Source organism: Pseudomonas sp. YY-1, assembly GCF_002843095.1.
Classification (GTDB): Bacteria; Pseudomonadota; Gammaproteobacteria; order Pseudomonadales; family Pseudomonadaceae; genus Aquipseudomonas; species Aquipseudomonas sediminis_A.
In genome coordinates this window covers 174,984-197,301 of the sequence record NZ_PJLX01000005.1, presented here as the reverse complement: position 1 = coordinate 197,301, position 22,318 = coordinate 174,984, and the positions used below count along the sequence as shown (strand labels likewise).

Here is a 22,318-nt window from a genome sequence, read left to right as displayed (position 1 = left end):
TCAGGCCACCACGGCAATCTTGCGGGCGCTGCCGGGCTGCTCGATCAGTTCGATATCGATGTCATAGAGCTGGCTGAGCAACGGCCCGCTGAGCAGCTCGTCCGGGCTGCCGTCGAAGAAGATCCGCCCCTGCTTGAGGGCGATCACCCGGTCAGCATGCCGCGCTGTGAGGTTGATGTCGTGGAGGATGGCGACGATGCCGCGTCCGCTGTCGCGATTGAGCTGGCGCAGCAGGCCCATCAGCTCGTACTGGTGCGCCAGGTCCAGCGCCGAGGTGGGCTCGTCGAGCAGTAACAGCGGCGATTGCTGGGCCAGCAGCATGGCGATCCAGGCACGCTGGCGCTCGCCACCGGAGAGGCTGTCGGCCAGGTGATCGGCGTAATGGGCGACATCTGTCTGGGCCAGCGCCTGATCGACCGCCGCATGGTCTTCGGCGCGCCAGCGGCCGAGCAATCCACGCCAGGGAAAGCGCCCCAGGCGTACCAGCTCGCGCACGGTCAGGCCGGCGACGTCGGGCAGGTGCTGCGGTAGGAAGGCCACGCGCTGGGCGAAGTCACGGGCGGAAAAACCGGCTAGGTCGCGCTCATCGAGCTGCAGCGAGCCTCGGGTCGGCTGCAACTGCCGCGCCAGCAGGTTCATCAGGGTCGACTTGCCCGAGCCATTGTGGCCGAGAATCACGGTGAAGCGATCACCTTCGAGGTGCAGATCGTCCACTGCCAGCGTCACCCGCTCGCCACGACGCACTTCGATATCACGCAGATTCAGCATGCCTGAGCCAGCTCCTCACGCAGACGCACCAGGCGCTCGTCACGACGCAATTTCGGGCAGGTGCTGCACAGCTCGCCGTCGCAACGCCGAAAATGCTGGCAACAGGCCTTGCGCTCCAGGGTCAGGCAGTCACGCCCATCCTCCAGACGCACTTCCAGCAGGTCGCTACCACCGCGCAGCCCCAATGCTTCCAGCCAGCGCGCCGATAGCCCCCGCAGTTGCTGGTTATCCAGGCTCAGTTGACGCTGCACCAGCAGCAACGCTGCCAGCACATAGTCGGCTGCCAGCCGCTGAGCCAGCTTGCCGTGGATACTCTGCACCTGACAGAACTCGACATGCTGGCGGCGCAACAGGTCGGCCAGTTGGCTGCCAGCAAGGTTGATCAGCTCGCCCTCTGCAGCCCGTTGCGGGCAGTGATCGGAAAGACAGAAGCCCAACACCACACCACTTTGAACATCCTGCCCAAGCGTCGACAGACAGGGCATGCGCTGCGCCAGATGCACGCCGAGCAAGGTCAGGTAGATGGGTTGCCAGACCAGGTAGGTCCAGCTGCGCACAGTCCAGTAATGCGGCCCGGCTTCGGGGTGAGCCTGGCGCCAGTGCTGATAAAGCGTGGCGATACGCTGTGCGTTGCCATCGCTGCCGCAAACCAGCAGATCAGCCTCGGCATGACCGATACGGCCCTGCAGCCCAGGCAGACTGCGGGAAATCACGTCGAGCAAGTGGTGAAGGTCGTGCATCGCGGCGAACCCGGATGATGGAAGCAGTGCGAAGGGCGAATTTAATCATTGATACGCATCTGCATCAAATTATCATTCGCCACTCAAGACTCACACAGTCTTGGGTTTTCGCACCAGCAGCGGGAACAGTGCCGCAGTCAGCAGCAAGCCGACAGCACCGATCCAGAACGGCATGGCCTGGCCGTAATGGCTGACCAGCAGCCCCGCACCGTAGGCCGAGCCCATATTGCCCAGGCACTGGAAGATGTTGATCTTGCTGAAGTCCACCGCGTAGTGCTCAGGCGAACTGAGTTCGAACAGCAGGGCATCCAGGCGCACGGTGACCTGATACAGCGCCCAACCGAACAGCACTCGGCCGAGCAGGATCAGCCACTGATCGCCGAAACCCTGAATGAAAGTGGCCACCGCGCCCAGCAGCAGACCGGCAAGAATGCCATCACGGGTGTTGCCCTGCTGGGTCGCTCGGCGCCCCCACCACAGCGCCAACACGGCCACGGCGCCGGGCAGCGCATAGACGAAACCGGCCGCCATCTCGCTGTTCCAGTGCGCCACCTGCTGCCAATAGACGGCAAAGAACGGCCGGGTCACGTAACCCACGAAGTAGAACAACAGCATCACCAGGCACAGGCGGTAGATCGCCGGCAGGCTGCGCGACTCGTTCTTCACCGGCGCCTCGTCGCTTGCCGGCTGCTCGCCTGGTGCCGGCAGGTAGCCACGCACCAGGTGCATGCAGATGGCCATCTGGATGAAGTCGCCAGCAGCCATTACCAGGAACACGTCGCCAATGTTCATGATCTGCAGGATCAGGCCGCCCAGCGCGGCACCGAGAATGGCGCCGAAGTGCACCACCACCGACAACGTGCCGATGGTCTGGGTGTGGTTGTCCTGCTGCTGCAGGCTCATCACGTAGGGATACATCAGCAGGTAGCTGCCCTTGAACACCACCATCAGCAGCGACACCACCCAGAACAGCGGCAGCGAGTCGATGAAATAGCAAGCAGCGGTCAGGCTGCCAGCCATCAGCTGCGCGCTGATCAGAATGCGCACCGGGTGCACGCGCTTGGCCAGGCGCGCCCAGAGCGGGAACACCGACATCACCACCAGGCTGACAACCGCCAGATAGAGGCCGACATGCTGCTCCGGCGGATTGTCGAAACGCTCGGCGAAATACTGCGGATAAAAAGGAATGATCAGGTTATCGGTGATCACCGCCAGGGCGGTCATCATGATCAGGCAAGTACGCAGCGTCATTGGAGGCATTCGGGCAAGGCGGCAGGGGCGCGCATGATGCCACTTCCAGACCAGCTAATGCCAATACAGACGAGAATCAGAAAGGCTAGCAACTGGCATGGCGTGCAGCGACTTCAGGCTCGTTAGTGATAAGCTCGCGCACCATGAAAACGCCAAACTCCCGCCCCGTAGTGCTCTGCATGTCCGGTCACGACCCCAGTGGTGGTGCCGGCCTGCAGGCTGATATCGAAGCCCTGCTGGCTCAAGGCTGCCACGCCGCCCCGACGGTGACCGCCCTGACCGTGCAGGATACCGTCAACGTCTCCGACTTCCGCGTGCTCGACCGCGACTGGGTACTGGCCCAGGCCCGCGCAGTGATCGCCGACATGCCGGTGGCCGCCGTCAAGCTGGGCATGCTCGGCTCGGTAGAGATGGTCGAGAACGTGCTCGAAGTGATGAGCCAACTGCCCGGTGTACCGCTGGTCTGCGACCCGGTGCTACGCGCCGGCGGCGGCGGCTCGCTGGGCAAGGATGACGTCGGCTATGCCATGCGCGAACGCCTGTTCGCCGTGTCCACCATCGCCACGCCGAACCTACCGGAAGCGCGCATCCTCGCCGAACTGCCGGAAGGCAGCGCCGACGAGTGCGCCGAGAAACTGCTGCCCTTCATCGAGCACCTGCTGATCACCGGCGGCCACGGCGACGAAGCCGAAGTGCACAACCGCCTGTACAGCCGCGATGGAAGTCGCCACACCTTTACCTGCGCACGCCTGCCCGGCAGCTACCACGGCTCCGGCTGCACCTTGGCCAGCACCCTGGCCGGTCGCCTGGCGCTGGGTGAAGAACTGGTCAGCGCGGTGAAAAGCGCCCTGGACTACACCTGGCGTACCCTGCGCGACGCCGAACAACCCGGCCACGGCCAGTACGTGCCACGCCGCCTGCCGCTGGATTACGGCCAATGAGTCTGCGCGGCCTCTACGCCATCACCGATACCCCTCTGCTGGCGGGTGGTAAGCTGTTGCCCTACGCCGAAGCGGCGCTGGCTGGCGGTGCGCGCCTGCTGCAGTACCGCGACAAATCAGGCGATGCCATACGCCGCTTCGATGAAGCGCAAGCTCTGGCCGAACTCTGCCTGCGCCACGGTGCCACGCTGATCATCAACGACGATCTGGAGCTGGCTGCGCGCCTGGGCGTCGGCCTGCACCTCGGTCAGAGCGACGGCTCGCTGGCCACCGCCCGCGCCCGTCTCGGTACGGATGTCGTCATTGGCGGCACCTGCCATGCCCAGTTGGAGCTGGCCGAGCGCGCCGTCGCCGAGGGCGCCAGCTATATCGCCTTTGGCCGCTTCTTCAATTCCAACACCAAACCCGGCGCTCCAGCTGCCACCGTGGAGCTGCTGGATCAGGCCCGCGCGCGCTTTGCCCAGCCCATCGTCGCCATCGGCGGCGTGACACTGGAAACCGCACCCGGCCTGATCGCCCGCGGCGCCAGCATGATCGCCGTGATCCACGCCCTGTTCGCTGCCGACTCCGCCTTCGAGGTGGAAGATCGCGCCCGCGCCTTCGCCGCGCTGTTCGACTGATTCGCTTCCAGAGAGACCTGCCATGTCCCGTTCCGAAATGCTCTTCGCCAACGCCCAGAAACACATCCCCGGCGGCGTCAACTCGCCAGTGCGTGCTTTCCGCAGCGTCGGCGGCACCCCGCTGTTCTTCAAGCACGCCGAAGGCGCTTACGTGGTGGATGAAGACGACAAGCGCTACGTCGACTATGTCGGTTCCTGGGGCCCGATGATCCTCGGCCACAGCCACCCGGACGTGCTCGACTCGGTGCGTCGCCAACTGGAGCACGGCCTGTCCTACGGCGCGCCGACCGCCCTGGAAACCGAAATGGCTGAGCTGGTTTGCGGCCTGGTGCCATCGATGGAGATGGTGCGCATGGTCAGCTCAGGTACCGAGGCGACCATGAGCGCCATCCGCCTGGCCCGTGGTTACACCGGCCGCGACAGCATCATCAAGTTCGAGGGCTGCTACCACGGCCACTCCGACAGCCTGCTGGTCAAGGCCGGCTCCGGCGCCCTGACCCAGGGCGTGCCGAACTCCGCAGGCGTGCCAGCGGCCTTCGCCAAACACACCCTGACCCTGCCGTTCAACGACATCGATGCCGTGGCCGAGTGCCTGGCGCAAGTCGGCAAAGAAGTGGCGTGCATCATCGTCGAGCCAGTGGCCGGCAACATGAACTGCGTGCCGCCGGCCCTAGGTTTCCTCGAAGGCCTGCGCGAGCAGTGCGACAAGCACGGCGTGGTGCTGATATTCGACGAAGTGATGACCGGTTTCCGCGTCGCCCTCGGCGGTGCGCAAGCGCACTACGGTGTGAACCCGGACCTGACCACCTTCGGCAAGATCATCGGCGGCGGCATGCCAGTAGGCTGCTTCGGCGGCAAGCGCGCGATCATGGAATGCATCGCCCCGCTCGGCCCGGTCTACCAGGCCGGCACCCTGTCGGGTAACCCGCTGGCCATGGCTGCCGGCCTGACCACCCTCAAGCTGATCAGCCGTCCGGGCTTCCACAGCGAGCTGACCGACTACACCTCGCGCATGCTCGCCGGCCTGCAGGAACGCGCCGATGCTGCCGGCATCCCCTTCGTCACCACCCAGGCAGGCGCCATGTTCGGACTGTACTTCAGCGGTGCCGACGATATCGTCACCTTCGCTGACGTGATGGCCAGCGACAGCGCCCGCTTCAACCGCTTCTTCCATCTGATGTTGGATGGCGGCGTGTACCTGGCGCCGAGCGCCTTCGAAGCGGGCTTCACCTCCATCGCCCATGGCGACAAGGAGCTGGACATCACCTTCGCCGCCGCAGAACGCGCCTTCGCCGAGCTGAAAAAAGCCTGATGCAGTACAGCACTGCCTTCAGCGATGCGTTGCTGGCGTTGGCCTGCGCCGCCTGTGTCTGGCTGATCGGCCGAGCACGTGGGCGTTACGGCGAAGGCGATCAGCCGGCACTGTTCTGCGCGCTGCTCGGCTTTCTGCTGCCGGCTGCGGCGGCAAGCGTCGGCGTGATTCGCTACGGCTTCGACCCAAGCTGGCAGCCCGCACACCTGTGGCTCTCGCAGGCTAGCAGCTTTCTCGGCCTGCCCCTGCTCGGTGCCGCTGCATTGGCGCTAGGTCGCGGCTGGGCCTGGAGCAGACCGAACTGGGGCCGCATCCTGCTCGGGCTGTGCGCCTTCTTCGAGCTGTTCCGCCAGCTTGGTTATATGGAGGACTACCGCCTGGCGCTGAATCTGGCCACGCTGGTGCTGATCCTCTATGCCGGCGCAGTCCAATGGCCGCGCCGCGCGCCGGCAATCAGCGCAGCCGTGGTCGTGGGCCTGTTCCTGCTGGCCGGCGTGGCGGTCGGTACCGAGGGCGTGATCGGGCCGCTGCGCCGCATTGACCTGTTTCACGTGCTGCTGACACCGGCTTACCCGCTGCTGGCCTGGCTACTGCTGAGCCTGCCGGGAAGTGCGAAGAAACAGGCTTTGTAACAACCGCCCGGTTTATTCCATAATGCGACGGTCGGCACGTTTTGCGCCGACCGGGCACGTCACCCGCCCTGAATTGCCGAGGTCCCGTTATCCAGATGAACCGCACCGGCCGCACCCTGTCCCTGGGCTGCCTGTTGCTTTTCCTCCCGCTGTTTGCGTTTGCAGGCGGCAATTCCCTGCTGATCCCCGCTAGCGGCAGCTGTGCCCTGAACGCCTCCCCCGAAGAGATGCCTGACGCCCTGGCCAGCTGCCAGGAGATGGCGCGCGCCGGCAACATGCAGGCGGCCTATGAGCTGGGTGAGTACTACTACGACGGCAAACGCACACCACGTGATCTCAAGCAGGCCCTGACCTGGTTCGAACGCGCTTCGCTGCAGGGCCATGCCGAAGCGCAGTTGCGCCTGGGCACCATGTTCTTCCGTGGCGAAGGCGTACCGGCCAACAACGTGCAGGCCTACATCGTGTTGAAGATGGCATCGGTCAACGGCTCGGACGAAGCCATGGACAGCGCCGACCTGGTGTCGGCACAGATGCGTCGCGATGAACTGGAAATCGCCAGCCAGGTGCTAGGGCAGATCTTCCGTAGCTACCTGCTGGAACTGCAGACCGCCGAAGGTCGATCGCCCTTCTCGCCGCTGCCTTAAAAACACTGGTGCGCGCGGCGCACCCTACGACTCTGAGCTTATTTATCCGGCATCGGCATGGGGAATGGCATGACGTTGCCACCGCCCTTGGCTTCGCTGATCTTCGCCGTACCCAGACGCTCTACTTCGTCGATGCGGATGATCGCGTGCATCGGCACGAAGCTGCGCACCACGCCCTCGAACTGCGCCTTGAGCTTCTCCTCGCTGGGGTCGACCACCAGCTGGCTGCGCTCGCCGAAGACGAACTCCTCCACTTCCAGAAAGCCCCACAGATCGCTCTGATAGATCTGCTTGGCGTACATCTCGTACACCTGGCCCTGGTTGAGAAAAATCACCTTGTAGATGGGATCGCGCTTGCTCATGAAGACTCGAAGTCAGGAAAAACGGGGCGCGCAGAATAGCACAGCGCAGCATGCGTAGCCCGGATGCAATCCGAGCTACAGGAACTGAGCGGTAGCATCCCCCCCGGCACACGCCTATAATGCGCGGTCATTTTTTAACCACCTCAGACAGTGCCATGACCAAGAAGCTCTATATCGAAACCCACGGTTGCCAGATGAACGAGTACGACAGCTCGCGCATGGTCGACCTGCTGGGCGAGCATCAGGCCCTGGAGGTCACGGAAAAACCCGAAGAAGCCGACGTCATCCTGCTCAATACCTGCTCGATCCGCGAAAAGGCGCAGGACAAGGTGTTCTCCCAGCTCGGCCGTTGGCGCGAGCTGAAGCAGGCCAACCCGGACCTGGTGATCGGCGTCGGTGGCTGCGTGGCCAGCCAGGAAGGCGCGGCGATCCGCGACCGCGCGCCCTATGTCGACGTGGTATTCGGCCCGCAGACCCTGCACCGCCTGCCGGAGATGATCGACGCCGCGCGCGTGACCAAGACCGCCCAGGTGGACATCAGCTTCCCCGAGATCGAGAAATTCGACCGCCTGCCCGAGCCACGCGTCGACGGCCCCAGCGCCTTTGTCTCGGTGATGGAAGGCTGCAGCAAGTACTGCACCTTCTGCGTCGTGCCCTACACCCGTGGCGAGGAAGTCAGCCGCCCACTGGTCGACGTGTTGATGGAAATCACCTCCCTGACCGAGAAGGGCGTGAAGGAAATCACCCTGCTCGGGCAGAACGTCAACGGCTATCGCGGGGAAGCCCCGGACGGCCATATCGCCGACTTCGCCGAACTGCTGCATGCCGTGGCGGCCCTCGATGGCGTCGAGCGCATCCGCTACACCACCAGCCACCCGCTGGAGTTCTCCGACGCGATCATCCAGGCCCACGCCGAGATTCCGCAGTTGGTCAAATACCTGCACCTGCCGGTGCAGTCTGGCTCCGACCGCATCCTCGCGGCGATGAAGCGCAACCACACCGCGCTGGAATACAAGTCGCGCATCCGCAAACTGCGTGCGGCGGTACCGGACATCCTGATCAGCTCGGACTTCATCGTCGGCTTCCCCGGCGAGACCGACAAGGATTTCGAGCAGACCATGAAGCTGATCGAAGACGTCGGCTTCGACTTCTCCTTCTCCTTCATCTACAGCTCGCGCCCCGGCACCCCGGCCGCCGACCTGGTCGACGACACCCCGGACGAGGTGAAGAAACAGCGCCTGGCCCTGCTGCAGCACCGCATCAACCAGAACGGTTTCGAGAACAGCCGGCGCATGGTCGGCACGGTGCAGCGCATCCTGGTCAGCGACTATTCGAAGAAGGACCCGGGCATGCTCCAGGGCCGCACCGAGCAGAACCGCATCGTCAATTTCCGCTGCGATAACCCGCGCCTGATCGGCCAGTTCGTCGACGTGCACATCGACGACGCCCTGCCGCACTCGCTGCGCGGCACTTTGCTCGATACCGAGACCCTCCACTAAAGACGCAGCCGCCGACACTTTGCGTTGTCGGCGACCAGCGTTATGCTGCCTTTTCATACCCAGACAAGTGACGATCACACCATCACCTTGAACGCCTCTCTAGAACCTCATCGTTTCACCCTCGAACCTTTCGAGGCCCGCCGTTTCGCCAACCTCTGCGGCCAGTTCGACGAGCACCTGCGCCTGATCGAAGAGCGCCTCGGCCTGGAAATCCGCAACCGTGGCAACCAGTTCGAAATGCTTGGCAGCGCCGACAAGACCCAGGCCGCCGAGCAACTGCTGCGCAAGCTGTACCGCGAAACCAAAGCCACCGAGCTGTCGCCCGACCTGGTGCACCTGTACCTGCAGGAGTCCGGCGTCGAGGAACTGGTCAACCCCAGCAACCTTCCGCAAGTGACGTTGCGCACCAAAAAGGGCGTGATCAAGCCGCGCGGCGCCAACCAGCAGCGCTACGTCAAGGCGATCCTCGACAACGACATCAACTTCGGCATCGGCCCGGCCGGTACTGGCAAGACCTACCTGGCCGTGGCCTGCGCGGTGGACGCGCTGGAGCGCGAGCAAGTGCGGCGCATCCTGCTGGTGCGCCCGGCAGTCGAGGCCGGTGAGAAGCTCGGCTTCCTGCCTGGTGACCTGGCACAGAAGATCGACCCTTACCTGCGCCCGTTGTACGACGCACTCTACGAAATGCTCGGTTTCGAATACGTAGCCAAGCTGATCGAGAAGCAGGTGATCGAGATCGCGCCGCTGGCCTACATGCGCGGCCGCACGCTTAACAACAGCTTCATCATTCTCGACGAGAGTCAGAACACCACTGTCGAGCAGATGAAGATGTTCCTCACCCGTATCGGTTTCGGCTCCACCGCCGTGATCACCGGCGACATCACCCAGGTCGACCTGCCGCGTGGCACCAAGAGCGGCCTGGCCCACGTCATCGAGGTACTGCGTGACGTGCCCGGCATCAGCTTCACCCACTTCAAGCCCAAGGACGTGGTGCGCCACCCGCTGGTGCAACGCATCGTCGAAGCCTACGAGCGCCACGACGCGCGCCTGAACGGCAAGGGCGACGGCCACGATGCTTGAGCTCGACCTGCAACTGGCCAGTGACGGCCAGCACCCGGACGAGGCGCAACTGCGCCGCTGGTGCGAACTGGCGCTACGCCAACGCACGGCCGATTCGGAGCTGACCATCCGCCTGGTCGACGAGGCCGAAGGTCGCGAGCTGAACCACACCTGGCGGCACAAGGACTACGCCACCAACGTCCTGTCCTTCCCTGCCGAGATTCCCGATGGGATTCTCGACATCCCGCTGCTCGGCGACCTGGTGATCTGCGTGCCAGTGGTCGAGCGCGAAGCGGCCGAGCAGGGTAAAGCGCTGGAGGCGCACTGGGCGCACCTGGTGATCCACGGCTGCCTGCACCTGCTGGGCTATGACCATATCGAGGAAGACGAAGCCCTCGAGATGGAAGATCTGGAACGACAATTGCTCGCCGAATTGGGTCATCCCGACCCGTATGCCGGTGACGAATCTCCTAATGAAAAGGACCCCGAGTAAAACGCCATGAGCGAAGACCGATCGAGCAACGAGCAGAAGTCCTGGTTCAACAAGCTGACCCAGGCTTTTGCTCATGAGCCGAGAAACCGCCAGGAACTGCTGGAAGTCCTGCGCGAAGCCCACCAGAACAAGCTGCTCGACAGCGAAGCACTGGCCATCGTCGAAGGCGCCATCCAGGTCGCCGACCTGCAGGTACGCGACATTATGGTGCCGCGCTCGCAAGTGATCAGCATCAAGGCCAGCCAGACGCCCCGCGAATTCCTGCCCGCCATCATCGACGCGGCGCACTCGCGCTACCCGGTAGTCGGCGAGAGCCTCGACGACGTCATCGGCATCCTCCTGGCCAAGGATCTGCTGCCACTGATCCTGCAGGGCGAACAGCCCAACTTCAACATCAAGGACCTGCTGCGCCCGGCCACCTTCGTGCCCGAGTCCAAGCGCCTGAACGTGCTGCTGCGTGAGTTCCGCGCCAACCACAACCACATGGCCGTGGTCATCGACGAATACGGTGGTGTCGCCGGCCTGGTGACCATCGAGGACGTGCTCGAGCAGATCGTCGGTGACATCGAGGATGAGCACGATGTCGAGGAAGACGGCTACATCAAGCCGCTGCCCTCCGGCGACTACCTGATCAAGGCGCTGACCCCCATCGACAGCTTCAACGAAACCTTCGACAGCGAGTTCTCCGACGACGAGTACGACACCGTCGGTGGTCTGGTGATGAGCGCCTTCGGCCACCTGCCCAAGCGCAACGAGGTCACCGAGATCGGCGAATTCCGCTTCCGCGTGCTCAACGCCGACAGCCGCCGCATCCATCTGCTGCGCCTGACACCGGTTAGCCGCTGATTCTCAGCCGCCCTTGCCCAGCGAGGGTGGCCGCTTCCCCCTGCGCCATTTCCGCTCTACCCTTGCGCCACCCTGATTCCAAGGATCTAACCATGCTGCAATGGATCACTCGTCCAGGCTGGCCCGGCCACCTGCTTGCCTGCGGCGCAGGCGCCCTGACCACCCTGGCGCTCGCCCCTTTCGATCTCTGGCCATTGGCCGTGCTGTCCATTGCCCTGTTCTATTTCGGCTTGCGCCATCTACGCCCCGGCCAGGCAGCGCTGCGCGGCTGGAGCTACGGCTTCGGCCTGTTCGCCGCTGGCACCAGTTGGGTGTATGTCAGCATCCATGACTATGGCGCGGCATCACCGGCACTGGCCGGCTTTCTCACCCTGGGTTTCGTCGCCGGCCTGGGCCTGCTCTTCGCCCTGACAGCCGCCCTCTGGGCGCGCTGGATACGCCGCAACGAAGCGCCACTGGCCGACGCCCTGGCATTCGCCGCGCTATGGGTCGCCCAGGAAGTCTTTCGCAGCTGGTTCCTCACAGGCTTCCCCTGGCTCTACGCCGGCTACAGCCAACTCGAAGGACCGCTGGCCGGCCTGGTGCCAATTGGCGGAGTCTGGCTGTCGTCCTTCGTCATCGCCCTGTCGGCCGCGCTGATCATCAACCTGGAGCAACTGCGCAAGCACAAACCGCGCTACCTCTGCGCCCTGCTCCTGCTGTTGAGCCCGTGGCTCGCAGGCCTGGCAATGAAAGACCACAATTGGACCCGCGCCGCCGGCAACAGCCTGACCGTCGCCGCCGTGCAAGGCAACGTCGAGCAGAACATGAAATGGGACCCGGCCCAGCTCAACGCGCAGCTAGCCCTATACCGCGACCTCAGCTTCAGCGCCAAGCAGGTCGACATACTGGTCTGGCCGGAAACGGCGATCCCGGTACTCAAGGACATGGCTCAAGGCTATATCGGCGTGATGGATCGCTTCGCCCGTGACCGCAACAGTGCGCTGATCACCGGCGTACCAGTGCGGCAGTCCAACGAGCGCGGGGAGATTCGCTATTACAATGCGATCACCAGTTTTGGCGAAGGCCAGGGCACCTACCTCAAGCAGAAGCTGGTGCCGTTTGGTGAATACGTGCCCCTGCAAGACCTGCTGCGCGGCCTGATCGCTTTCTTCGACCTGCCGATGTCCGACTTCGCCCGCGGCCCGAGTGACCAGTCACCGCTGCTGGCCAAGGGACATCGCATCGCGCCATTCATCTGTTACGAAGTGGTCTACCCGGAGTTCGCGGCGGCACTTGCGGCGGACAGCGACATCCTGCTGACGGTGAGCAACGACGCCTGGTTCGGCACCTCCATCGGCCCGCTACAGCACCTGCAGATGGCGCAGATGCGTGCACTGGAGGCCGGACGCTGGATGATCCGCGCCACCAACAACGGCATGACGGTGATCATCGACCCACAAGGGCGCATCCAGTTCGGCTTGCCGCAGTTCGAACGCGGCGTGCTCTACGGCGAAGTGGTGCCCATGCAGGGGCTCACGCCCTACCTGCAATGGCGCATCTGGCCGCTGGCGATTCTCTGCGCCCTGCTGCTGGGCTGGGCGCTGCTGGCCAGCCGCATGGCCAAGACGCTGTAGGGCGGTCTCGCGAGCGAAGCGAGCAGCCCGCCAGCCCTCGGAACGCAGAATCCGCAGGCGTACTGCCTGCGGCGAGTACGCCCTACTGCTTGCCGTAGACAATGGGATACGCCAACAACCCTATGAACTCGTTGAGCAACTGACTGCTCTGCCAGATAGCCCTCGACTCTGGCAGCCAGCCCCCCAGCGGGCGCTCGTAACCCGCACTGAGATAGCCCATCGGCGCGGTGATCACCTCGAAGCCGGCCTGCTCGAAACTCCAGCGTGCACGCTGCATGTGCCAGGCCTGGGTGACCAGCACCACGCGCCGCACGCCCTGGGGCTGCAACAATTCAGCGCTGAGCACGGCATTCTCCCAGGTGGTGCGACTTTGCTCCTCCAGCCAGCGAATCTCCAGCCCGTAGTCGAGGCGCATGGCATCGGCCATCAACGCTGCCTCACTGGGCGGCTGGCCGTAGTGCAGGCCGCCAGTGGCAGCAAGTGGCAGGCCGGAGGCGCGCGCCAGGCGAGCGGCGTAGCGCAGGCGCTCCAAGGCCATCAGCCCAGGCTGATCGGTACGCCCCCAGCCCGGATCATTCTGCTCGCGCCCGGCACCGAGAATCACGATGGCGTCGGCACGCTGCGCCAGCGTTGCCCACTGCGCCTGCTCCAGCACCGGCTCACGCTCCAACCAGGCGGCACTCCACTGCGTCACGGCAGGCAGGCTCATCAGCCATAGCCCACCGAAACCGACGGCAAAGCAGGCAAACGCGAGCCGTGGAAAGCGGCGACGCAGCCACCAGCCCAGCGCGATCAGCAGGAGAAGAACGCCTGGCGGCATCAATAGTTGTTTAAGGATGAAGCGAATCGGCATCAGGCACCTCCGGGGCGCCCAAGCCTAGCAGGTTGGTTTTCAACTAGCCGCTAACGCGGATTGCCGCTGCGAAACAGCCTGGAGCCACAGGCCTGGCAAGCTCGTGCATCCTGCCCTCGATGCCAGCTGACTGGCGCACCGCAGAGTGCGCAACAAAGCGCCTGACGCCGCTTCATCACGGGTTTGACCCTGCCCATCGGCTTGCCGCCAACGGACTTGGCACTGCGCAGTGGCTGGCGCTGTATCAGCGCCAACTCCTCAGCCGCCGCGTGCCAGCCGCGCAGCCAGTGCAGGTCACGATTGAGGTAGGCACGAATCAGGTCCAGCTCTGCCGGGCTCAGCCCATCAAGCTCCAGCTCGCGCAGCGGCTCGGCATGCAGGCGGCTCGCGGTATCGGCCTCTTCGAGAGCCAAGGCAAGCCTTTGCAGCAGTCGCTCGTAAAGGCCACCCCCTCGTTCCGCCTGCCGTGCATCCACCATCTAACCACCTCGCGAGCCCCGACAACCGCGGGCCTTGAGTAAAGCTTAGCGAAGGCCCTGCGTGCAGCCTGGCGCAGCGACCAACGGCGGGCTCGGCATAATCTGGGTTTCCCTCGATAGACGGCGCTCATGTATGCTACGACGTTTTCCGCAAGCCCCATTCCTTCAGCGCCAGAGCCATGCACGAACAGTACTCGCCCCGTGAAATAGAAGCCGCCGCGCAGTCCCACTGGGACGCGCAACAATCCTTCGTCGTCAGCGAACAACCCGGCAAGGACACCTTCTACTGCCTGTCGATGTTCCCCTACCCCAGCGGCAAGCTACACATGGGGCACGTGCGCAACTACACCATCGGTGACGTGATCGCCCGCTACCAGCGTATGCAGGGCAAGAACGTGCTGCAGCCAATGGGCTGGGACGCCTTCGGCATGCCGGCAGAAAACGCCGCGATGAAGAACCAGGTGGCGCCGGCCAAGTGGACTTACGAGAACATCGCCTACATGAAGTCCCAGCTCAAATCGCTGGGCCTGGCCATCGACTGGACGCGCGAAGTCACCACCTGCAAGCCGGATTACTACCGCTGGGAGCAGTGGCTGTTCACCCGCCTGTTCGAAAAGGGCGTGATCTACCGCAAGAACGGCACCGTCAACTGGGACCCGGTGGACCAGACCGTACTGGCCAACGAGCAGGTCATCGACGGCCGTGGCTGGCGTTCGGGCGCGCTGATCGAGAAGCGCGAAATCCCGATGTACTACTTCAAGATCACCGCTTATGCCGAAGAGCTGCTGAGCAGCCTGGATGAGCTGGATGGCTGGCCCGAGCAGGTCAAGACCATGCAGCGCAACTGGATCGGCAAGAGTTTTGGTGCCGACATCGTGTTCGACTACGACGTCGCCAGCATCGGCATCGACGGCCAACTGAAGGTCTACTCGACCCGCCCGGACACCCTGATGGGCGCCACTTATGTCGCCGTGGCCGCCGAGCATCCGCTGGCCCAGCGCGCCGCCGAGGGCAACCCGGCCATCTCCGCCTTCATCGCCGAATGCAAGGCCGGCTCCGTGGCCGAGGCCGACATGGCCACCATGGAGAAGAAGGGCGTGGCCACCGGCCAGTTCGTCATTCATCCGCTGACCGGCGACAAGCTGCCGGTATTCGTCGCCAACTACGTGCTGTGGGGCTATGGCGAAGGTGCGGTAATGGCGGTGCCAGCGCATGATGAGCGCGACTTCGAGTTCGCCAACAAGTACGACCTGCCGATCACGCAGGTCTACGCCGGTGAAGGCAAGGACTACGACGCCAGCACCTGGCAGGACTGGTACGGCGACAAGGCCGGCCTGACCACCATCAACTCCGGCAAGTACGACGGCCTGGACTTCAGCGCCGCCTTCGACGCCATCGTCGGCGACTTGGAAGCCAGCGCGCACGGCGCGCGCAAGACCCAGTTCCGCCTGCGCGACTGGGGCATCAGCCGCCAGCGCTACTGGGGCTGCCCGATCCCGATCATCCACTGCGACGCCTGCGGCGACGTGCCGGTGCCGGAAGACCAGCTGCCGGTAGTGCTGCCCGAAGACGTGGTGCCGGATGGTGCTGGCTCGCCGCTGGCCAAGATGCCCGAGTTCTACGAGTGCAGCTGCCCGAAATGCGGCGCACCGGCCAAGCGCGAAACCGACACCATGGACACCTTCGTCGAGTCGTCCTGGTACTACGCGCGCTATGCCTCGCCGCAATACACCGGCGGCATGGTCGACCCGGCTGCAGCCAACCACTGGCTGCCGGTAGATCAGTACATCGGCGGCATCGAACACGCCATCCTGCACCTGCTGTACGCGCGTTTCTTCCACAAACTGATGCGCGACGAAGGCCTGGTCACTTCCAACGAGCCGTTCAAGAACCTGTTGACCCAAGGCATGGTGGTTGCCGAAACCTACTATCGCACCCTGGAAAACGGCGGCAAGGACTGGTTCAACCCGGCCGACGTCGAGGTCGAGCGTGATGCCAAGGCCAAGGTCATCGGCGCCAAGCTCAAGAGCGACGGTTTGCCGGTGGAAATCGGCGGCACCGAGAAGATGTCCAAGTCGAAAAACAACGGCGTCGACCCGCAGGACATGATCGACGCTTACGGCGCGGACACCTGCCGCCTGTTCATGATGTTCGCCTCGCCGCCCGACATGAGCTGCGAGTGGTCGGATGCCGGTGTCGAAGGCGCCAACCGCTTCCTGCGTCGCGTCTGGCGTCTGGCGCAGAGTCACGTCAGCGCCGGCCTGCCGGGCAAGCTGGATGTGAACACTCTCACCGACGAGCAGAAGGCTGTACGCCGCGCCATTCACCTGGCCATCAAGCAAGCCAGCAACGATATCGGTCAGCACCACAAATTCAACACCGCCATCGCCCAGGTGATGACCCTGATGAACGTGCTGGAAAAGGCCGCCACTGCGACCGAGCAGGATCGCGCGCTGGCTCAGGAAGGCCTGGAAATCGTCACCCTGCTGCTCGCGCCGATTACCCCGCACATCAGCCACGAGCTGTGGCAGCATCTGGGTCACACCGATGCGGTGATCGATGCGCAGTGGCCACAGGTCGACGAGTCGGCCCTGGTGCAGGACAGCCTGACCCTGGTGGTACAGGTCAACGGCAAACTGCGTGGCGAGATCATCGTGGCAGCCAGCGCCAGCCGTGAAGACGTCGAAGCCGCCGCCCGCGCCAACGAAAACGTGCTGCGCTTCACCGAAGGCCTGAGCATTCGCAAGGTCATCGTGGTGCCAGGCAAGCTGGTCAACATAGTCGCCAACTGATTAAGCTCGGCGCCACACATGTGTGGCGCCGTGATCCGCCAAGGGGATATGAGAATGATGAAACGGAATCTGCTGATCATCGGCCTGGCTGGCCTGCTCAGCGCTTGCGGCTTCCAGCTGCGCGGCACCGGCGACATGCAGTTCGCCCTCAAGGAACTCGACGTCAGCGCGCGCGACGCCTACGGCGACACCGTGCAGCAAGTGCGTGAAGTGCTGGAGAACAACGATGTTCGCGTCTACCCCGGTGCGCCCTACAAGCTGGTGATCGCCCGCGAGACCGAAAATCGTCGCAGTGCTAGCTACAGCAGCGGTGCCCGTACCGCCGAGTACGAGCTGACCATGGGCCTGGAATACGAGATCCGCGGCGCACAGAACCTGCTGCTGACCGGCAACAAGGTGGAAGTGCAGAACTACTACCAGCAGGACGACAACAACCTCGCAGGCTCCGACCAGGAAGCCGCTCAGCTGCGCGGTGAACTGCGCCGTGAAATGATCCAGCAACTGATGTTCAGCCTACAACAGATCAGCCCAGAGCGACTGGATCAACTGCAGCAGACCGCAGAAGCCCGTGCCAAGGCCGAAGCCGAAGCACTGGAAGCTGAGCGCCGTGCGCGCGCGAGCCAGGTCGCCCCGCAGCAGTCGCCAATCGAACTGCCGTCCCGCTAAAGGCTCAAGGGCCGCACCTGCGGCCCGACGCCCCGCCTGCCTGATGACATCGACTCGATGAAGCTTGCCCCCGCGCAACTCGGCAAACACCTGCAAGGCACGCTCGCACCTGTCTATGCGATCAGCGGCGACGAGCCATTGCTGTGCCAGGAAACTGCTGACGCCATCCGCAATGCCTGTCGCCAGCAAGGGTTCGGCGAACGCCAGGTGTTCAATGCCGAAGCCAACTTCGACTGGGGCAACCTGCTGCAGGCGGGTGCCAGCCTCTCGCTGTTCGCCGAGAAGCGCCTGCTGGAACTGCGCCTGCCCTCCGGCAAGCCAGGCGACAAGGGCACCGCCGCCCTGCTCGAGTACCTGGCCCGCCCGCCCGAGGACACCGTCCTGCTGCTGAGCCTGCCCAAGCTCGATGGCAGCACGCAAAAATCCAAATGGGCCAAAGCGCTGATCGACGGCCAGATGAGCCAGTTCATCCAGATCTGGCCGGTGGATGCCAATCAGCTGCCGCAGTGGATTCGCCAGCGCCTCGCGCAGGCCGGCCTGAGCGCCAGCGCCGATGCGGTGGACATGATCGCCGCGCGGGTGGAAGGCAACCTGCTGGCCGCCGCTCAGGAAGTGGAAAAACTCAAGCTGCTCGCCGACGGCAACCAGGTCGATGCCGAAACCGTCCAGGCCGCCGTAGCTGACAGTGCGCGTTTTGACGTCTTCGGCCTGATCGACTGCGCCCTCGCTGGCGATGCCGCACACGCCTTGCGCGTCCTCGAAGGGCTGCGTGGTGAAGGTGTGGAAACCCCGGTGATTCTCTGGGCGCTGGCGCGCGAGATTCGTCTGCTGGCCGGCATCGCCCACCAGCAGAGCCAGGGTATTCCCTTGGACAAAGCCTTCTCCAGCGCCCGCCCGCCAGTCTGGGATAAACGTCGCCCCCTGGTTTCCAAAGCCTTGCAGCGTCACAGCAGCAAACGCTGGGGCCAGTTGCTGCAGCAGGCGCAGTTGATCGACGCACAGATCAAGGGCCAGGCGCCCGGTGATCCGTGGAGCGAGCTGGCCATGCTGACCCTGCAACTGTCCGGACAAAGGCTGCGTCTCGCTCCGTAGTGCAGGCTCCCAAAATCTGGACATTTTCTGTACAGCGGCGCATAGTTCTCCGCTGCCTGCATTGGCGCAGGCCAGTCTGCATGAGGAAACGCCATGAGCAAGAAAGCCGGCAAACGGCCGAACAAGGCCAAATCCATCGTCGCCCAGCCACTGTTTCGCTCCCGCCAGGAGCGACCACAGAAAGGTAAAGGCAGCTACCGCCGCGAAGCCTCCCACAATTGGGAGGCTTCTTGCTTTATGGGCCTCTTCGCTTCGCTGATAGCCCAGAATCCCCGTCGAGCGTGCTAAGGTAACCGCCTGCTTAAACGCCTTGAGATAGACATGCCACACCAGCTTCCACGTCGCGCCCTGGCTCTGCTTCCTCTCCTGCTGCTGGCGGCCTGCGCCCAGGCCCCTGCGGAAAATCTGCCTACCGCCACTGCCCCTGCAGCGGTCCAGACTGTAGCCGAAACGCCCTTGCCCAGTTTTGCCGACTGGCGCCAGACGATGCGTAGCGAAGCGATTGCCGCTGGCATCGACGCAGCGCTGTTCGATCGCGTATTCGCCGGCGTCACCCCCGACCCTGCGGTGCTCAAGGCAGACAGTAGTCAGCCCGAATTCACTCGCCCGGTGTGGGAGTACCTGGACGGTGCCGTCTCCTCCAGCCGTATCGGCCGCGGCCGGGTGCTGCTTGCGCAGCACAGCCTGGTGCTGCAACGCATCGAGCAGCAGTACGGCGTCGAAGCCCCGATCCTGGTAGCCATCTGGGGCCTGGAGAGCAACTTCGGCAACAACATCGGCAGCAATAGCGTCATTCGCTCCCTCGCCACCCTGGCCTATGACGGTCGCCGCCAGAGCTTCTGGCGCGCTCAATTGCTGGCTGCGCTGCAAATCCTGCAGAACGGCGATGTATCCAGCGAGCGCATGATCGGCTCCTGGGCCGGTGCCATGGGGCAGACCCAGTTCATGCCGACGACCTACAACCAGCATGCCGTCGACTTCGACGGCGACGGCAAGCGCGACCTGTGGGGTTCTTCGACCGACGCACTGGCATCCGCCGCACATTATCTACAGGCTTCTGGCTGGCAGCGTGGTCAACCTTGGGGCTTCGAGGTGAATCTACCGAACGGCTTCGACTACGCCCTGGCCGATCCCGATCAGCGCCGCACGCTGGCCGAATGGGCAGAGCTCGGCGTCCGCCCGCTGGCACCGACAGGTGCGGCCGCCAGTGCCCGCGCCAGCCTGCAACTGCCTGCCGGCCACAAAGGCCCGGCCTTCCTGCTGCTAGATAACTTCCGCAGCATCCTCAAGTACAACAACTCCACGTCCTACGCGCTGGCCATCGGTCTGCTCGCCGACAACCTGCTGCGTCCAAGCGAAGTCAAAGGACAGTGGCCGCGCGGCGAGCGCCAACTGGGTCGTAGCGAGCGCGTCGAACTGCAGGAGCTGCTGACCAAGGCAGGATTCGACCCAGGCCCGGCCGACGGCATCATCGGCGCCAATACGCGCAAAGCCATTCGCGCCCTGCAACTGCAGTTGAACTGGCCAGCCGATGGCTACCCCAATACCCAGCTGCTGGAACAGCTGCGCACACGCTGAATCCAGGCCTGTCCCGGCAAGGGCTTGCCATCAGTGGCGAGCCCTTTGCCAAGCTGTCACAGCGACGCCCAGGCGGCACCTTGCCGGTGCTTTGTCGACAGGCGGCCTCAACGTCTGCATACACCTTCTGTGGTAGACTGGCCGGCGGCCAAAAGCCACCTGCCCACGGAGCCTCTACCGGAGCCCAGATTTCCGATGTCCGACACCTCCTCGCCCAAATCCGTCGCCAGCGGCGAAAAGTTTCGCACCGCCCAAGGCATCACCGCGATCAAGGATGGCCAGAAGCGCCGCGCCTCGGCCGAACCCCAGGTTTTCGAACCCAAGCCCAAGTGGCTGCGGGTCAAGGCCCCTGGCGGCAGCCGTTTCGAGGCCGTCAAGCGCAACGTCGGCGAACACCGCCTGAGCACCGTTTGCCAGGAATCGCACTGCCCGAACATGGGCGAGTGCTGGTCCAATGGCACGGCCACGATCATGCTGATGGGTTCGGTGTGCACCCGTGCCTGCCGTTTCTGTGCCGTGGACACCGGCAACCCCAATGGCTGGCTGGACCTGGAAGAGCCGCAGAACACCGCCAAGTCGGTGGAACTGATGGCCCTGCGTTATATCGTGCTGACCTCGGTGGATCGTGACGACCTCGAAGACGGCGGCGCCGGCCACTATGCAGCTTGCGTGCGAGCGATCAAGGAAAACACCCCGCAGGTGGTGGTCGAGGCCCTGACTCCGGACTTCGATGGCGATCACCAGGCCATCGAGCGCGTGGTCGACTCCGGCCTGGAAGTCTTTGCGCAGAACGTCGAGACGGTCAAACGCCTCACCTATGTGGTTCGCGACCCGCGCGCTGGCTACGAGAAGACCCTCAAGGTGCTCGAGCACGCCAAGAAACACCGCCCGGACGTACTGACCAAGACCAGCCTGATGCTCGGCCTGGGTGAAACCGACGAAGAAATCCTGGAAACCATGGATGACCTGCGCGCCATCGGCGTGGACATCCTCACCCTCGGCCAGTACCTGCAACCCACGCGCAACCACCTCAAGGTGCAACGCTGGGTCAGCCCTGAAGAGTTCAATCGCTTCCGTGACATCGGCCTCGAGAAAGGCTTCATGGAAGTCGCCGCCGGCCCGCTGGTACGTTCCAGCTATCGCGCCGACCGCGTGTTCGAGAAGAACAACCTGGGCCTCGCTGCCCCGGTTCCGGTGCCTGGCCAGGAGGTCAACGCCAGCCTCATTCCGGCGCTGAATCTGAACTGAGATCTTCACGACCAACGAAAAGGGACGCCTCGGCGTCCCTTTTTCGTTGCTGACCGAACGATGCACTCGGCACGCCGAAATGCAGTGACCTCATTGCTGCGCGCAGCGCACCCTACGCACGACTCAGCCGGACTACAACTCGTAGGGTGCGACGTGCGCACCAAGAAATCGCCAATATCATGCCGCTTGGGGGCACCACGACCCGCTACGCGTAGCCCAGACGGGCGCGCAACGCCTGCTCCAGACGTTGCGCCACGTCGTCGAACGCGGGCGGCGATGGCATCAGGTCACGCAGCTGCACCATCTTCAACCCGGCGTAGCCACAGGGGTTGATACGCAGGAAAGGCGCCATGTCCATATCGACGTTCAGCGCCAGGCCGTGGAACGAGCAGCCACGGCTGACGCGCAGCCCCAGGGAAGCGATCTTGTCACCTGCCACGTATACACCGGGCGCATCCGCCTTGGGCGCCGCCTCGATGCCATAGCCGGCCAATAGCTCGACCAGGCTCTGCTCCATGGCGGTGACCAGCTCACGCACGCCGAGATCGAGGCGACGTAGATCGAGCATCAGATAGGCCACCAGCTGCCCAGGACCGTGAAAGGTCACCTGCCCGCCACGCTCGACCTGGATCACCGGGATATCGCCCGCAGCGAGCACATGCTCGGCCTTGCCGGCCTGCCCCTGAGTGAACACCTTGGGATGTTGCAGCAACCAGATTTCGTCCGGGGTCTGCGCATCGCGCTCACGGGTCAGTTGGCGCATGGCCTCCAGCGTGGGCTGGTAGTCGACCAGCCCGAGGTGACGGACGACAAGCTCGGGCATGGGT

The 22,318-nt window shown here is 64.0% G+C and carries 22 protein-coding genes and 1 pseudogene; 16 read left to right on the top strand and 7 right to left on the bottom strand.

What is annotated here, in order from left to right; genetic code table 11:
* The 3 genes from CXP40_RS09520 to CXP40_RS09510 form a co-directional block, all read right to left on the bottom strand.
* Positions 1-768 (bottom strand): ABC transporter ATP-binding protein, encoded by a 768-nt coding sequence (locus CXP40_RS09520; RefSeq protein WP_106733504.1) that lies wholly within the window; start codon positions 766-768, stop codon positions 1-3.
* Positions 762-1,508: a siderophore ferric iron reductase gene (locus CXP40_RS09515; protein ID WP_106733503.1), complete on the bottom strand. Its 747-nt coding sequence runs from the start codon at positions 1,506-1,508 to the stop codon at positions 762-764. The genes CXP40_RS09520 and CXP40_RS09515 overlap by 7 nt, the downstream gene beginning before the upstream one ends.
* A 90-nt stretch (positions 1,509-1,598) precedes the next feature.
* Positions 1,599-2,759 carry an MFS transporter gene (locus CXP40_RS09510; RefSeq protein WP_106733502.1) on the bottom strand — a complete coding sequence of 387 codons (1,161 nt, stop codon included), beginning with the start codon at positions 2,757-2,759 and terminating at the stop codon, positions 1,599-1,601.
* 143 nt (positions 2,760-2,902) lie between these two features.
* On the opposite strand from CXP40_RS09510, the gene CXP40_RS09505 reads away from it, so the two are divergent.
* From CXP40_RS09505 to CXP40_RS09485, 5 genes are all read left to right on the top strand, one after another.
* Entirely contained in the window at positions 2,903-3,700 is a 798-nt protein-coding gene (locus CXP40_RS09505) for a hydroxymethylpyrimidine/phosphomethylpyrimidine kinase (RefSeq protein WP_177429644.1), read from the top strand.
* A complete protein-coding gene (thiE, locus tag CXP40_RS09500; protein WP_106733500.1) occupies positions 3,697-4,320 on the top strand; it encodes a thiamine phosphate synthase in 624 nt (207 codons plus the stop codon). Before CXP40_RS09505 ends, thiE begins: the two co-directional genes overlap by 4 nt.
* A 22-nt stretch (positions 4,321-4,342) precedes the next feature.
* On the top strand, positions 4,343-5,632 hold the full coding sequence (gene hemL / locus CXP40_RS09495) for a glutamate-1-semialdehyde 2,1-aminomutase (protein WP_106733499.1): 1,290 nt from the start codon (positions 4,343-4,345) through the stop codon (positions 5,630-5,632).
* The gene (locus CXP40_RS09490; RefSeq protein ID WP_106733498.1) at positions 5,632-6,264 is read left to right on the top strand and encodes a hypothetical protein; all 633 of its coding nucleotides are present in this window, start codon (positions 5,632-5,634) and stop codon (positions 6,262-6,264) included. The genes hemL and CXP40_RS09490 overlap by 1 nt, the downstream gene beginning before the upstream one ends.
* A gap of 95 nt (positions 6,265-6,359) precedes the next feature.
* On the top strand, positions 6,360-6,908 hold the full coding sequence (locus CXP40_RS09485) for a tetratricopeptide repeat protein (protein ID WP_064494964.1): 549 nt from the start codon (positions 6,360-6,362) through the stop codon (positions 6,906-6,908).
* Positions 6,909-6,946: 38 nt separating this feature from the next.
* On the opposite strand, the gene CXP40_RS09480 is transcribed toward CXP40_RS09485, so the two are convergent.
* Positions 6,947-7,270, bottom strand: coding sequence for a DUF1820 family protein (locus CXP40_RS09480; RefSeq protein WP_013717157.1), 324 nt, complete (start codon positions 7,268-7,270; stop codon positions 6,947-6,949).
* A gap of 155 nt (positions 7,271-7,425) precedes the next feature.
* Here CXP40_RS09480 and miaB point away from each other — a divergent pair, with 155 nt between their 5' ends.
* The 5 genes from miaB to lnt all read left to right on the top strand — a co-directional run bounded on the left by miaB (position 7,426) and on the right by lnt (position 12,783).
* A complete protein-coding gene (gene miaB, locus CXP40_RS09475; RefSeq protein ID WP_106733497.1) occupies positions 7,426-8,769 on the top strand; it encodes a tRNA (N6-isopentenyl adenosine(37)-C2)-methylthiotransferase MiaB in 1,344 nt (447 codons plus the stop codon).
* Between the two features lie 87 nt (positions 8,770-8,856).
* On the top strand, positions 8,857-9,849 hold the full coding sequence (locus CXP40_RS09470) for a PhoH family protein (protein ID WP_099526385.1): 993 nt from the start codon (positions 8,857-8,859) through the stop codon (positions 9,847-9,849).
* Positions 9,842-10,321 (top strand): rRNA maturation RNase YbeY, encoded by a 480-nt coding sequence (gene ybeY / locus CXP40_RS09465; RefSeq protein ID WP_099526378.1) that lies wholly within the window; start codon positions 9,842-9,844, stop codon positions 10,319-10,321. The genes CXP40_RS09470 and ybeY overlap by 8 nt, the downstream gene beginning before the upstream one ends.
* A 6-nt stretch (positions 10,322-10,327) precedes the next feature.
* Entirely contained in the window at positions 10,328-11,167 is an 840-nt protein-coding gene (locus CXP40_RS09460; RefSeq protein WP_099526377.1) for an HlyC/CorC family transporter, read from the top strand.
* Positions 11,168-11,259: 92 nt separating this feature from the next.
* Positions 11,260-12,783: an apolipoprotein N-acyltransferase gene (gene lnt, locus CXP40_RS09455; protein ID WP_106733496.1), complete on the top strand. Its 1,524-nt coding sequence runs from the start codon at positions 11,260-11,262 to the stop codon at positions 12,781-12,783.
* An 82-nt stretch (positions 12,784-12,865) separates the two neighbouring features.
* Here lnt and CXP40_RS09450 read toward each other — a convergent pair whose 3' ends face one another.
* Together CXP40_RS09450 and CXP40_RS09445 are read right to left on the bottom strand one after the other, a co-directional pair.
* A complete protein-coding gene (locus CXP40_RS09450) occupies positions 12,866-13,636 on the bottom strand; it encodes a YdcF family protein (RefSeq protein ID WP_106733495.1) in 771 nt (256 codons plus the stop codon).
* 50 nt (positions 13,637-13,686) lie between these two features.
* Positions 13,687-14,115 (bottom strand): hypothetical protein, encoded by a 429-nt coding sequence (locus tag CXP40_RS09445; RefSeq protein ID WP_099526374.1) that lies wholly within the window; start codon positions 14,113-14,115, stop codon positions 13,687-13,689.
* Between the two features lie 179 nt (positions 14,116-14,294).
* On the opposite strand from CXP40_RS09445, the gene leuS reads away from it, so the two are divergent.
* From leuS to lipA, 6 genes and pseudogenes are all read left to right on the top strand, one after another.
* Positions 14,295-16,907 (top strand): leucine--tRNA ligase, encoded by a 2,613-nt coding sequence (leuS, locus tag CXP40_RS09440; protein WP_106733494.1) that lies wholly within the window; start codon positions 14,295-14,297, stop codon positions 16,905-16,907.
* 54 nt (positions 16,908-16,961) lie between these two features.
* On the top strand, positions 16,962-17,573 hold the full coding sequence (gene lptE / locus CXP40_RS09435; protein WP_106733493.1) for an LPS assembly lipoprotein LptE: 612 nt from the start codon (positions 16,962-16,964) through the stop codon (positions 17,571-17,573).
* A gap of 57 nt (positions 17,574-17,630) precedes the next feature.
* Positions 17,631-18,665, top strand: a complete 1,035-nt coding sequence (gene holA / locus CXP40_RS09430; protein ID WP_106733492.1) for a DNA polymerase III subunit delta — start codon at positions 17,631-17,633, stop codon at positions 18,663-18,665.
* A 93-nt stretch (positions 18,666-18,758) separates the two neighbouring features.
* A pseudogene (gene arfA / locus CXP40_RS09425) lies at positions 18,759-18,905 on the top strand (alternative ribosome rescue factor ArfA); the annotation flags it as partial.
* Between the two features lie 81 nt (positions 18,906-18,986).
* A complete protein-coding gene (locus CXP40_RS09420; protein ID WP_106733491.1) occupies positions 18,987-20,243 on the top strand; it encodes a lytic murein transglycosylase in 1,257 nt (418 codons plus the stop codon).
* Between the two features lie 195 nt (positions 20,244-20,438).
* Positions 20,439-21,491 carry a lipoyl synthase gene (gene lipA, locus CXP40_RS09415; protein ID WP_099526368.1) on the top strand — a complete coding sequence of 351 codons (1,053 nt, stop codon included), beginning with the start codon at positions 20,439-20,441 and terminating at the stop codon, positions 21,489-21,491.
* 205 nt (positions 21,492-21,696) lie between these two features.
* On the opposite strand, the gene lipB is transcribed toward lipA, so the two are convergent.
* Positions 21,697-22,314: a lipoyl(octanoyl) transferase LipB gene (lipB, locus tag CXP40_RS09410; protein ID WP_106733490.1), complete on the bottom strand. Its 618-nt coding sequence runs from the start codon at positions 22,312-22,314 to the stop codon at positions 21,697-21,699.
* Positions 22,315-22,318: the final 4 nt, after the last annotated feature.

Bases quoted from the DNA above. Each gene is read 5' to 3' on its own strand.
- CXP40_RS09520 (WP_106733504.1), bottom strand. From the start codon at position 768: ATGCTGAATCTGCGTGATATCGAAGTGCGTCGTGGCGAGCGGGTGACG.
- CXP40_RS09515 (WP_106733503.1), bottom strand. From the start codon at position 1,508: ATGCACGACCTTCACCACTTGCTCGACGTGATTTCCCGCAGTCTGCCT.
- CXP40_RS09510 (WP_106733502.1), bottom strand. From the start codon at position 2,759: ATGACGCTGCGTACTTGCCTGATCATGATGACCGCCCTGGCGGTGATC.
- CXP40_RS09505 (WP_177429644.1), top strand. From the start codon at position 2,903: ATGAAAACGCCAAACTCCCGCCCCGTAGTGCTCTGCATGTCCGGTCAC.
- thiE (WP_106733500.1), top strand. From the start codon at position 3,697: ATGAGTCTGCGCGGCCTCTACGCCATCACCGATACCCCTCTGCTGGCG.
- hemL (WP_106733499.1), top strand. From the start codon at position 4,343: ATGTCCCGTTCCGAAATGCTCTTCGCCAACGCCCAGAAACACATCCCC.
- CXP40_RS09490 (WP_106733498.1), top strand. From the start codon at position 5,632: ATGCAGTACAGCACTGCCTTCAGCGATGCGTTGCTGGCGTTGGCCTGC.
- CXP40_RS09485 (WP_064494964.1), top strand. From the start codon at position 6,360: ATGAACCGCACCGGCCGCACCCTGTCCCTGGGCTGCCTGTTGCTTTTC.
- CXP40_RS09480 (WP_013717157.1), bottom strand. From the start codon at position 7,270: ATGAGCAAGCGCGATCCCATCTACAAGGTGATTTTTCTCAACCAGGGC.
- miaB (WP_106733497.1), top strand. From the start codon at position 7,426: ATGACCAAGAAGCTCTATATCGAAACCCACGGTTGCCAGATGAACGAG.
- ybeY (WP_099526378.1), top strand. From the start codon at position 9,842: ATGCTTGAGCTCGACCTGCAACTGGCCAGTGACGGCCAGCACCCGGAC.
- CXP40_RS09460 (WP_099526377.1), top strand. From the start codon at position 10,328: ATGAGCGAAGACCGATCGAGCAACGAGCAGAAGTCCTGGTTCAACAAG.
- lnt (WP_106733496.1), top strand. From the start codon at position 11,260: ATGCTGCAATGGATCACTCGTCCAGGCTGGCCCGGCCACCTGCTTGCC.
- CXP40_RS09450 (WP_106733495.1), bottom strand. From the start codon at position 13,636: ATGCCGATTCGCTTCATCCTTAAACAACTATTGATGCCGCCAGGCGTT.
- CXP40_RS09445 (WP_099526374.1), bottom strand. From the start codon at position 14,115: ATGGTGGATGCACGGCAGGCGGAACGAGGGGGTGGCCTTTACGAGCGA.
- leuS (WP_106733494.1), top strand. From the start codon at position 14,295: ATGCACGAACAGTACTCGCCCCGTGAAATAGAAGCCGCCGCGCAGTCC.
- lptE (WP_106733493.1), top strand. From the start codon at position 16,962: ATGATGAAACGGAATCTGCTGATCATCGGCCTGGCTGGCCTGCTCAGC.
- holA (WP_106733492.1), top strand. From the start codon at position 17,631: ATGAAGCTTGCCCCCGCGCAACTCGGCAAACACCTGCAAGGCACGCTC.
- CXP40_RS09420 (WP_106733491.1), top strand. From the start codon at position 18,987: ATGCCACACCAGCTTCCACGTCGCGCCCTGGCTCTGCTTCCTCTCCTG.
- lipA (WP_099526368.1), top strand. From the start codon at position 20,439: ATGTCCGACACCTCCTCGCCCAAATCCGTCGCCAGCGGCGAAAAGTTT.
- lipB (WP_106733490.1), bottom strand. From the start codon at position 22,314: ATGCCCGAGCTTGTCGTCCGTCACCTCGGGCTGGTCGACTACCAGCCC.